The following is an 11,823-nucleotide window of genomic DNA, read 5'->3' on the forward strand; positions in this document are numbered from 1 at the left end:
GTTAGAAAATCAGCATAAATCTTATCAGGGACAACCCTTATTATCAACGAGTAAGATATAAAACCTTTTGTTGAATTCTTATTCGCAAACTTGCTGTGTCTTAAAATAAAACTAATTTAAATTAAAAAAAAAGATTTATTAACTTGTTTATGTCATAGTAATCAGGGCTAGGGCTTTAGGTTTCATAATAATATTTAGCATAAAAAAAGGATAGTAAAAACCATCCTTATATTCTATTCTATATTTAATTTTTGATTATTTTTTAATAATTTCCTCTAAAACAGCTTTGTTTTCGTAGTTGGTCACTTTAAGAATAATCTCTTGGTTTTTAATAGTTTTTCCTTCAATGATGTATAATTTTCCTTTGTTGTGAGGAATATTACTCTGATCAAAATCTACATCACCAAACTGCAGTGTGTTTTTAATATCAGCAGTATCTACCCATTTTTCGTTCAGCGTTTGAATTGCTTTTTCAGAATATTGAAATGGTTTTGTTCTGAGACTATTCAAAACTCTGGCATTCGGAAAGTAGTTGCAGCGAGTATCTTTTCCACTAAAAACGAGTGCTACAAAAAAGCACCCCATAACTAAACCAATCAAATAATAAGCAAAACGGTGTACGAACTTCATGAATTAAATTTTTTGCAAAGGTAAGCTAAAGTTATTTTAGAAAACAAGTAAATTGATATCGTTATCAGGTAAATCAAACCATTCTCCAATAGCTTTGTTAGTCAGGATTCCGTGATAAAGATAAATCCCGTTTTTTAAACCTTTGTTACATCTGATTGCACTTTCCAAACCACCATCTTCGGCTATCTGTAATAAATAAGGGGTGATTATATTGCTTATAGAAAGAGAAGCAGTTTTAGAATATCTTGAAGGAATATTTGGTACACAATAATGCAGGACATTGCTTTTTATAAATGTAGGTTTTTCATGAGTAGTAACCTCAGAGGTTTCAAAACAGCCTCCCATATCAATACTGACGTCGACAATTACAGCTCCTTTTTTCATGTGTTCTACCATAGTTTCAGTAACGATAATCGGACAACGTTCTTTTCCCCGCATGGCACCTATGGCGACATCACAACGTCTTAAAGCTTTTAGTAATGCTTTTTGCTGAATTGTAGAAGTAAAAATACGCTGATTTAAATTGTTTTGTAAACGACGTAATTTAGTAATTGAATTATCAAAAACTTTTACATTGGCACCTAACCCAATAGCTGTTTTTGCGGCAAATTCGCCAACAGTTCCGGCTCCTAAAATAACAACATCAGTAGGAGGTACACCGGTAATGTTTCCGAATAAAAGTCCTTTTCCAAATTCGTCGGTAATCATCAGTTCAGCTGCGATAAGTATGGAGGCTGTTCCGGCAATTTCGCTTAATGATTTTACGGCAGGATAGGACCCGTCTTCATCTTTAATATATTCAAAAGCAAGTGCGGTAATTTTTTTTTGGGACAAAGCTTCAAAATAAGCTTTCTTTTTTGTTTTTAGCTGAATAGCAGATATGATTGTCGTTTCAGGATTAATCATTTTAATTTCTGCCAAAGTAGGCGGTTCCACTTTGAGTAATAATGGACAGCCAAAAACTTTTTTAGTATCTTTTGTAACTTCTGCTCCTGCATCACTATACTCCTTATCAGAATAACTGGAACTTTCTCCGGCTCCTGATTCAATCATGACACGATGTCCGGCGTATGTTAATGAATTTACGGCATCCGGGGTTAGACAAATACGACGTTCCTGATAGCTTGTTTCTTTAGGGATCCCTATGAAAAGTTCTCTTTTATGGCGGCCAACTTCAAGCTTTTCTTCTTGTGGCAGCAATTGCTGTTTCGTAAATGGAGTAAGAGTTATTGACATGGGGTGTAAAAATAATTAAGAGTACAAATTACGTAAAAAGTTTTAAAATCAATATGAAATTCTACGAATACTATTTTAGTCTAAGATATTATTTTTTGCATTTTTATATCAGCTCTTTCATAGAGGCCTTTTTCAAGGGGGATTTCAGTAAATCCAAATTTTTCATATAAATGAATTGCCGGAAGTAAAATTCGGTTGGAATATAAAATTAGATTCTCAATACCTTTTTCTTTAGCAACAGCAATTGAATGTTTTAAAAGTATATTTCCTATTCCGAGATCTTGTGCCTGATCAGAAACAGCCATTTTGCTCAATTCAAAAGTTGCGTTATCAACTTTTATTAAAGAAACTGTTCCCAGAATCTCATTTTTGTATTTTGCATAAAAAATCATTCCGCCTTTATCAATAATTTCTTCTTGTGGATTTGAAAGCGTTAATTCATCTTTTTCCTCAATTCTGAAATATTTTGTAAGCCAGGCAATGTTTAAAATTTTAATATGATCTTTTAGATCAGGAGAAAAAGGAATTATTTCTACGGTATCTGAAGTTTTCATTTTAAATATATTAAACCAATTTTAAACTTCTTTTTCCATCGTTAACTAACTCAATAGTAATAACAGAATGTTCTTCCGGAATTAAACCTGCAATTTTTTCAGACCATTCAATAAAACACCAGTTTCCTGAATATAAATAGTCGTCAACGCCCATATCAAGAGCTTCAGTTTCTTTGTTTAACCTGTAAAAATCAAAATGATAAACGATTTGATTGTCAGAAGTATAATATTCGTTGACTAAGGAGAAAGTCGGACTGCTGGTTGCGTCTTCAACTCCTAAAGTTTTGCATAATTGTTTAATAAGAGTAGTTTTTCCAACGCCCATTTCTCCGTTAAAAAGGATTATTTTTTTTGGATTTTGAGCAATAATTTTTTCTGCTACTTCCTGAATCTGATCTAATGAAAAAACGATATTCATTGGTTTATTTCTTTAATTTAAATCAGTCCCGGAATGTAATTATAAAACCGGGACTAAAATTGTTTATTTTGGATTGAATACCAAAAACGGAATAATCATTTCTTCAAGCGAAATTCCGCCATGTTGGTAGGTGTTTTTGTAATAACTCACATAGTGATTGTAGTTGTTTACATAAGCTAAAAACAAATCATTTTTTGCAAAAATAAACGAACTGCTCATGTTTATGGCGGGCAAACCAATGGTTTTAGGTTCTTTTACCACATAAACGTCTTTTTGCTCGTAGGTTAAACTACGGCCTGTTTTGTAACGCAAATTTAAGCTTGTGTTTTTGTCTCCAACTACTTTTGAAGGGTTTTTTACGTTTATGGTTCCGTGATCTGTTGTCAGGATTAATTTGAAACCTAAAAGCTGTGCCTGCTGAATGATTTCCAGCAAAGGCGAATTTTTAAACCAGCTCAAAGTTAGTGAACGATAGGCTTTATCGTCTGAAGCTAATTCTTTTACAACCTCCATTTCGGTTTTGGCATGAGATAACATGTCAACAAAATTATAGACTACTGTTACCAGATCGTTACCTTTCAAAGCTTTGAAATTTTCTGCCAGCTTTTTCCCCCCGGAATAATTAGTAATTTTAAAATAATCTTCCTTAATATTTAACCCCAGGCGTTTCAATTGAGCACTTAAAAATTCCGCTTCATAAAGGTTTTTTCCACCGTCTTCGACATCATTTTTCCAATATTCAGGAAACTGTTTTTCCATTTCCACAGGCAGTAAACCTGAGAAAATAGCATTTCTTGCATATTGTGTGGCTGTTGGAAGTATAGAAAAATAAGGAACTTCTTTTTCTAATTTATAATAATTAGATACTACGGTTTCAAAAGATTTCCACTGGTCATAACGTAGATTATCAATAACAACAAACAAAATAGGTTTGTCTTTCTTTTTAATTTCAGGAACAACCAATTCCTTGAATAAATTATGTGACTGAATAGGTTTGTCTGCTTTTGGAGCAAACCAGTCTTCGTAATTTCGTTCGATATATTTTCCAAACTGTGAGTTGGCTTCGACTTTTTGTGATTCCAAAATTTCGATCATGGCCTGATCGTTGATGTTTTCTAATTCTAATTCCCAGAAAATTAACTTTTTGTATAATTCAATCCAATCTTCAAAAGAATTGACCATGGCTAATTCCATTGAAATTTTTCTAAATTCTTTCTGGTAATCTAAAGTTGTTTTTTCAGAAATCAATCTGGAATGATCCAGATTTTTCTTTAAGCTCAACAGAATTTGATTAGGATTTACGGGTTTTATCAGATAATCGGCAATTTTAGAACCAATCGCTTCTTCCATGATATATTCCTCTTCACTCTTGGTAATCATAATCATAGGAATGGCTGATTTTTTTTCTTTCATTTCAGAAAGAGTTTCTAAACCACTCATTCCAGGCATATTTTCATCTAAAAAAACAATGTCGAAATTTTCTTCTTCAAAAAGACCAATGGCATCCAGCCCATTGTTACAGGTTGTAACTGAATAGTTTTTTTTCTCCAGAAATAATATATGAGGTTTTAAAAGATCGATTTCATCATCGACCCAAAGTATTTTTATCTTATCCATAATTGACTTTAATTTTACTGCAATTTAAAAGTCTAGAACTTAAAAACTATTAAAAATAGTATAAAATTAAAGGTTCAGTTGTAATTATTGCGTTTGAAAACAAGAGAGGGGAAAACTATCCGTGAATTGTTTCACCTTTGCCATAATTCGTAATAATAGATTCTTCAAATGCCAACCATTCTCTCCAGCGTTTTTCAACATCAATTCCAACGCCGTATTTTCTTGCGTATGTGATGAAAGTAGTATAATGTCCTGCTTCGCTTTCCATTAATTCTCTGTAAAAAACAGCTAATTCTTCATCCTGAATATTTTCTGACAACACTTTAAAACGTTCACAACTTCTGGCTTCAATCATAGCTGAAAACAACAATCTTTCAACTAAACCTGAAACACGACTGCCGTCACCGCTTTTTTTCATGTATAAGTAAAGTTCGTTTACATAATCATCTTTGCGCTCACGGCCAAGTTTTAATCCTCTTTTGATAATAATATTATGAACCTGCTCGAAATGATCAATTTCTTCTTTGGCTAAAGCCAATAAATCTTTAACTAAATCCTGATGCTCAGAATTATTAGTTATAATTGTAATTGCATTTGTCGCGGCTTTTTGTTCGCACCACGCATGGTCAGTCAGGATTTCTTCGATATTTTTTTCAACAATATTTACCCATCTTGGGTCAGTTGGCAATTGTAATCTTAATACGCCCATCTTTTTAGTCTTAAGGTTAGAAAGTCATAAAGTTGTAAAGTCAAAATAAAACAAAAGCCGAAGATCAAAACTTAAATAGAAATTTACATTCCATTAAAGACTTTCGACCTTCGACTTTAAGACTTTATGACTAAATATTAGTAAACGAAGATTGGTCTTTCGCTCATCATTTCGTCCACTTCATTAGCAACTTCTTCGATAACAGCTTCATTTGTGTGATCTGCCAACACTTTATCAATTAATGCGACAATAGTTTCCATGTCAGCCTCAACCAAACCACGAGTAGTGATAGCAGCTGTACCAACACGAATTCCAGAAGTTACAAACGGTGATTTATCATCGAAAGGAACCATGTTTTTATTTACAGTAATTTCGGCTTTTACTAATGCATTTTCAGCATCTTTTCCTGAGATATTTTTATTTCTTAAGTCAATCAGCATCATGTGGTTATCAGTCCCGCCGGAGATAATGTTGTATCCTCTTTTTACGAAAGCATCTGCCATTGCATTTGCATTTTTTTGCAATTGCATCGCATATGTAAAGAATTCATCTTTTAACGCTTCACCAAAAGCAACCGCTTTAGCAGCGATAATGTGCATTAAAGGTCCGCCTTGATTTCCAGGGAAAACAGCTAAATCTAATAATGACGACATCATTCTGATTTCTCCTTTTGGAGTAGTTAAACCCATAGGATTTGGAAAATCTTTCCCCATCAAAATCAAACCTCCGCGTGGTCCGCGTAGTGTTTTATGAGTTGTTGTAGAAACGATATGACAATGTGGAATTGGGTCATTCAATAAACCTTTTGCAATAAGACCCGCAGGGTGAGAAATATCAGCAAATAAGATTGCTCCAACGCTGTCAGCAATTTGTCTGAAACGTGCAAAATCCATATCGCGAGAGTAAGCAGAAGCTCCTGCGATGATTAATTTTGGCTGTTCTTTAGTTGCAATTTCCTGAATTTTATCATAATCCAATCTTCCAGTTTCCTTATCTACACCATAAAAAACCGGATTGTAAACACGTCCTGAAAAGTTTACAGGAGAACCGTGAGTAAGGTGACCACCATGTGATAAATCGAAGCCTAATATTTTGTCACCTGGCTGTAAACAAGCATGAAAAACAGAAGCATTTGCCTGAGAACCTGAGTGAGGCTGTACGTTAGCATATTCAGCTCCAAATAATTCCTTTGCTCTGTCAATAGCAATTTGCTCAATAACGTCAACTACTTCACAACCGCCGTAGTATCTTTTGCCAGGATATCCCTCTGCATATTTATTAGTTAAAACAGAACCAGCTGCTTCCATTACTTCATCACTTACGAAGTTTTCTGAAGCAATAAGTTCTAATCCGTGAATTTGTCTGTCTTGTTCCTCTAGTATAAGGTCAAAAATTTGTTCGTCGCGTTGCATTTTTTCGTTTTTCGTTAATTTCCTGCAAAAATACAAAAAAACGTTTGTGATACTGTTAGATTATGATATATTTGACATAGAATTTTTCAACAAATAATTAACATTCACATGCCAATAACCGCCAACGATACCAAAAGAAAATCATGGTTAGAAGTACCAGAGAATAGTGATTTTCCTATTCAGAATATCCCTTTCGGTGTATTTCTTACCAAAGAAAATGTCGTTACAGTAGGAACCAGAATTGGCGATTTCGCTATAGATTTAGGAGCTTTACAACAATTGAACTATTTTTCAGGGATAGAATTGACTGATGATATGTTTATGCAGGACACGCTTAATGATTTTATTTCTGATGGAAAAAAAACATGGCGTTTAGTTCGCAATCGCATCGCTGATATTTTCGATGCAGAAAACCCACAACTTCGGGATTCAACAAAAGACAGAGATATTGTTATTTTCAAGATTGATGATGTAGAAATGCAATTACCGGTATTGATAGGTGATTATACCGATTTTTATTCCAGTAAAGAGCATGCTACCAATGTTGGTAAAATGTTTCGTGATCCAGAAAATGCATTATTACCAAACTGGCTTCACATTCCGGTAGGATATCATGGTAGAAGTTCTACGATCGTTCCCTCAGGGATTCCTGTACACAGACCAATGGGGCAAACTCTGCCGGCTGGTGAGAAATACCCGGTTTTTGGTCCTTCACGATTAGTGGATTTTGAATTAGAAACCGCTTTTATTACTACTGATGTGAATGTTATGGGCGAAAATATTTCGACTTACGAAGCAGAAGATTATATTTTCGGAATGGTTTTACTGAATGACTGGAGTGCACGAGATATTCAAAAATGGGAATATGTACCACTTGGGCCTTTTTTAGCTAAAAACTTTGCCACATCAATTTCTCCGTGGATTGTAACCATGGATGCTTTAGAGCCTTTCAGAACTAAAGGACCGAAACAGGATCCAACCCCGCTTCCTTATTTACAAACAAAAGGGAAAAAAGCATTTGATATTCATCTGGAAGTTGCGATTAAACCAGAAGATCAAGAAGAAACTATTGTTTCCAGATCTAATTTTAAATATTTATACTGGTCAATGACTCAGCAATTGGCACATCATACTTCAAACGGATGTCGTGTAAATTCAGGTGACATGATGGGTTCAGGGACTATTTCAGGGCCAACTTCTGATAGTTTTGGCTCGATGTTAGAATTGACATGGGGAGGGAAAAATCCTTTAAAATTAAAAGACGGAAGCGAACGTAAATTCATTGAAGATAATGATACGGTTATTATGAGAGGATTCTGTGAAAATGCTGAAGTTCGAATTGGTTTTGGAGAAGTTGCTAGTCAGCTTCTGCCACCATTCATCAGACAATGAAGAACAGATAAATTATCTGAAAGAATATAAAATGAAAAACCTTGGTTATCGCCAAGGTTTTTTTGTACTATTATTTCATGCTTGAATTTCGCAAAAAAAACTTTGCGATTTGTGCCTTTTTAGAGAGAAAAATTATTCAGGAATCTGCTGGCTCAAACAATGTAGTGTACCGAATCCCCAGATGAAATCGATACAGTTAATTCCAATTACTTCACGATCGGGGAAACACTCTGCTAAAATATTTAAAGCTACACGGTCATTACTGTCATTGAAAGTCGGAACTAAAACACAGTTATTCAGAATTAAAAAATTAGCATAACTTGCTGGCAATCTTAGATCTTCAAAATCTACTCTTTTTGGCATTGGTAACACCACAATAACTGGAGATTTTCCGTTTTCTAATTTTGAGTTTTGAAGACGTTTTAAATTATCCTGCAAAGGTTTGTAATTCGAATCATTTTTATCTGTTTCAACAATTGTAACAATTGTATCTTCATTTACAAATCGGCATAAATCATCTATGTGTCCGTGAGTATCGTCTCCTTCAATTCCGTCTCCTAACCAAATTACATTCGTTACTCCAAGATATTCTTTAAAAACTGTTTCATAATCTTCTTTGGTGAAACCTGCATTCCGAACCTGAATATTAGGATGCATCAGGCATTCTTCAGAAGTTAGTAAAGTGCCTTTTCCGTTAACATCAATTGCGCCTCCTTCAACAATTACAGGTTTTCCTTTATATAGTACCTGCGTCAAAGGAACGTTAATAAAATCAGCTATTTTGCCAGGAACAAACTTGTCTAGCTGATAGTTTTTATATTTTGCCCAACCATTAAAATTGAAGTTTAAAGCCTCTCTTTTTGAACCATTTTTTACAATAATTGGCCCGGAATCACGCATCCAGCTTCTGTTTGTTTTGTGAATGATAAAAGAAATATTAGCAATGTTAACACGTGCTCTTTCTAACATTTCGGCAACTTTTTCTTTTAATTTTTCATCGGCTACGACCAAGAATACAGTTTCATAGGTTGCTACCTTTTTAATGAATTCAATAAATGCCCACTGAACTGCTTCATATTTTCCCGGCCAATCATTTCCATTATGAGGAAAACATAATACGATTCCTTGTTGTTTCTCCCATTCTGCAGGAAATCTTCTATTATTTGCTGTCATAAAAAGTTTCTAATTAAAGACTGCAAAGATAAGCATTCATTAGGATTTATAAAAAAAAAGAGTAGTACTGTTATAAAAATAAATAAGAATTCAGTAGATAATTTTATTGAATGGGAGAGAGGTTAAAAATGGAATATTTCTAATTATTTTAAAAAAAAAGTAAAATTTTATTAAATAATTCTTACAAAATAGAGATAATATATGGAAATTATATAAAATTCAAATGCGTGCATAGAACAGCTTTTGATTACTCTTGGTATAAGTTTGTTGTGAGTTTACAATAAAAACAACCTAATAAAACATAAATTTTTAAAACACGTAGATATTATGAAAAAGAAATTAACTTCCTTAACATTTTTAGTGCTGTCATTTGTAGCAAGCGCACAAAATGTAACTACTCCTTCAAACGAACCGTCTATTGATGAGTCCGCTTATAATAAATGGTCTATAGAATTAAATGGTGGTTTAAATAAACCGGCAAGAACAATGACAGCGGGCTATTATACCCAAGTTTTTAATTCTCTTCATGCTGATTTGGGTGTAAGGTATATGTTTAATCCAAAATTTGGTCTAAAATTAGATTTTGGGTATGATAAATTTTATGAAGGAGACAACTCTCTTAAATTCGATAGCAAGTATTTGAGAACTAGTTTACAAGGTGTTGTAAATCTTAGCAGAGCCCTGAACTTTGAGACCTGGACAAATACCATTGGGATATTGGTTCATGGTGGATTTGGTGCTTCTCAAATTACAAGTAAAACTGGTTTTGACGATGAAGATTATATGGTTAATGGAATTTTGGGTTTAACAGGTCAGGTGAAATTAAGTAATAGAGTTGTATTGACAGGTGATTTAACAGGAATTGTTAATGCTCAACAGAATTGGAATTTTGATGGAATGGAGAAAGTTCAAACTGGTGCTTTTGACGGTGTTTTGATAAATGCTTCCGTAGGTTTGACAGTGTATTTAGGTAAAAATCAAAAACATGCTGACTGGGTTGGAGAAGTGGATAAATATGATAAATTAGAACGAAGAGTTGAATTGATTGAAAGTAGTCTTCTAGATACTGATAAGGATGGTGTAGCTGATTTGTATGATTTAGAGCCAAATTCTATTGCTGGTGTTGCTGTAAATACAAAAGGACAATCAATCGATAATAACCAAAATGGAGTTCCGGATGAATTAGAAAGTTACTTAGAAAAAACGTATGGTCAAAAAAGCGATAAAATTGCTACAAATAGTACAGTTGAGCAACTAATTAACGATGGATATGTAAATGTATACTTTGAGTTTAACTCTTCTAAACCAACAAATGCATCTTTATCTGGTATTGACTTCCTAGTTAAATATTTGAAAAATAATCCGGATAAAACTGCAGATGTAGTAGGGTATGCTGACGAAATTGGAAGTTCAAGTTATAATATTGAATTGTCAAGAAAAAGAGCTGAAGCTGTTAAGCAAGTGGCAATAAATGCAGGAATTGATGCTTCAAGATTAAATGTGATTGCTAACGGAGAAGATACTTCAGTCAATAAAAACTCAAAAGAAGCACGTCAAATTGTGCGAAGAGTTTCTTTTCAGGTGAAATAAATATTTTAAAAAATATACTAAAAAGGCTGTTTCAGATATCTGAAACAGCCTTTTTTAATTTATAAAAACAACTGATTTAGTCGATTGCTCTTTTTGTAATATCGCCAAAAGCATCAATTCTTCTGTCTCTAAAAAATGGCCAGTTCTGACGTACATTTTCCTGTAAATCCAAATCTACTTCGGCAATTAAAATTTCTTCCTGATCATGTGAAGCCTGCGCTAAAATTTCGCCCTGAGGACCTGCAATAAATGATGCTCCCCAAAACTGAATTCCTTCAGTTCCTTCAATATATTGTTCTAGACCAATTCGGTTTGCTGCAGCAACGAAAACACCATTTGCAACAGCATGTCCTTTCATAACATTCATCCAGGCGCCATATTGATTTTCTCCGTATTGTTCTTTTTCTTTTGGATGCCATCCGATTGCTGTAGGGTAGAATAATACTTCTGCACCTTTTAAAGCTGTAATACGGGCTGCTTCAGGATACCATTGATCCCAGCAGATAAGCGTTCCTATAGTTCCTTTTTTAGTTTCGATTGCCTGAAAACCTAAATCACCCGGAGTGAAATAGAATTTTTCATAAAAGTGCGGATCATCAGGAATATGCATTTTGCGGTATAAACCGGCTTCAGTTCCATCAGTATCAATAATGTAGGCACTATTATGGTAAATTCCTGCCATTCTTTTTTCGAAGAAAGGAACAATTATAACAACTCCTAATTCTTTTGCTAATTCACTAAAAGCAATAAATGATGTACTGTAAAGTGGTTCTGCCAATGCAAAATTATCTACATCTTCGCTTTGACAAAAATAGTGACTGCTATATAATTCAGGAAGCAGGATAACTTCTGCACCTTTACCTGCAGCATCTTTCACCCAGCTAATGCATTTTTTAAGATTATTTTCGGCAACGTCATTAAGGTTTAACTGAATAACGGCTATTTTATATTTTCTTTTCGGCATGACATAAAATTTAGAGTGCAAAAATAGTAATTTTTTAAGCGAAAGGCAAAGGCTGTTCATTGTTCCTGTTAAAACTTCATTTCATGATTATATATAAAAAAAAAACACCTGTACTGATATACCGGTGT

General features: G+C 33.8%; 11 protein-coding genes. 2 read left to right on the forward strand and 9 right to left on the reverse strand.

What is annotated here, in order from left to right:
• Positions 1-255: 255 nt before the first annotated feature.
• The 7 genes from JE46_RS23065 to glyA all read right to left on the reverse strand — a co-directional run bounded on the left by JE46_RS23065 (position 256) and on the right by glyA (position 6,576).
• Complete coding sequence (locus JE46_RS23065; protein WP_031457655.1) at positions 256-630, reverse strand: DUF4258 domain-containing protein; 375 nt, start codon at positions 628-630, stop codon at positions 256-258.
• Positions 631-666: 36 nt separating this feature from the next.
• Entirely contained in the window at positions 667-1,866 is a 1,200-nt protein-coding gene (locus JE46_RS23070) for an alanine dehydrogenase (protein WP_031457656.1), read from the reverse strand.
• An 80-nt stretch (positions 1,867-1,946) separates the two neighbouring features.
• The gene (locus tag JE46_RS23075) at positions 1,947-2,420 is read right to left on the reverse strand and encodes a GNAT family N-acetyltransferase (RefSeq protein ID WP_031457657.1); all 474 of its coding nucleotides are present in this window, start codon (positions 2,418-2,420) and stop codon (positions 1,947-1,949) included.
• Positions 2,421-2,430: 10 nt separating this feature from the next.
• A complete protein-coding gene (gene tsaE, locus JE46_RS23080) occupies positions 2,431-2,838 on the reverse strand; it encodes a tRNA (adenosine(37)-N6)-threonylcarbamoyltransferase complex ATPase subunit type 1 TsaE (protein WP_031457658.1) in 408 nt (135 codons plus the stop codon).
• A 63-nt stretch (positions 2,839-2,901) separates the two neighbouring features.
• Positions 2,902-4,455 (reverse strand): T9SS response regulator signal transducer PorX, encoded by a 1,554-nt coding sequence (porX, locus tag JE46_RS23085; RefSeq protein WP_031457659.1) that lies wholly within the window; start codon positions 4,453-4,455, stop codon positions 2,902-2,904.
• 115 nt (positions 4,456-4,570) lie between these two features.
• Positions 4,571-5,164, reverse strand: a complete 594-nt coding sequence (gene miaE, locus JE46_RS23090) for a tRNA-(ms[2]io[6]A)-hydroxylase (protein ID WP_031457660.1) — start codon at positions 5,162-5,164, stop codon at positions 4,571-4,573.
• 137 nt (positions 5,165-5,301) lie between these two features.
• Positions 5,302-6,576, reverse strand: a complete 1,275-nt coding sequence (gene glyA, locus JE46_RS23095) for a serine hydroxymethyltransferase (protein WP_031457661.1) — start codon at positions 6,574-6,576, stop codon at positions 5,302-5,304.
• Between the two features lie 108 nt (positions 6,577-6,684).
• Here glyA and fahA point away from each other — a divergent pair, with 108 nt between their 5' ends.
• Positions 6,685-7,968 (forward strand): fumarylacetoacetase, encoded by a 1,284-nt coding sequence (gene fahA / locus JE46_RS23100; RefSeq protein WP_031457662.1) that lies wholly within the window; start codon positions 6,685-6,687, stop codon positions 7,966-7,968.
• 132 nt (positions 7,969-8,100) lie between these two features.
• Here fahA and JE46_RS23105 read toward each other — a convergent pair whose 3' ends face one another.
• On the reverse strand, positions 8,101-9,141 hold the full coding sequence (locus JE46_RS23105; protein ID WP_031457663.1) for an agmatine deiminase family protein: 1,041 nt from the start codon (positions 9,139-9,141) through the stop codon (positions 8,101-8,103).
• A 327-nt stretch (positions 9,142-9,468) separates the two neighbouring features.
• Between JE46_RS23105 and JE46_RS23110 the strand changes: the two genes are divergently transcribed.
• Complete coding sequence (locus tag JE46_RS23110) at positions 9,469-10,731, forward strand: OmpA family protein (protein ID WP_031457664.1); 1,263 nt, start codon at positions 9,469-9,471, stop codon at positions 10,729-10,731.
• Positions 10,732-10,807: 76 nt separating this feature from the next.
• On the opposite strand, the gene JE46_RS23115 is transcribed toward JE46_RS23110, so the two are convergent.
• Positions 10,808-11,695 carry a carbon-nitrogen hydrolase gene (locus JE46_RS23115; RefSeq protein ID WP_031457665.1) on the reverse strand — a complete coding sequence of 296 codons (888 nt, stop codon included), beginning with the start codon at positions 11,693-11,695 and terminating at the stop codon, positions 10,808-10,810.
• Between the last annotated feature and the right edge of the window lie 128 nt (positions 11,696-11,823).

The sequence above is a fragment of the Flavobacterium chungangense LMG 26729 genome (genome assembly GCF_000735715.2).
Classification (GTDB): Bacteria; Bacteroidota; Bacteroidia; order Flavobacteriales; family Flavobacteriaceae; genus Flavobacterium; species Flavobacterium chungangense.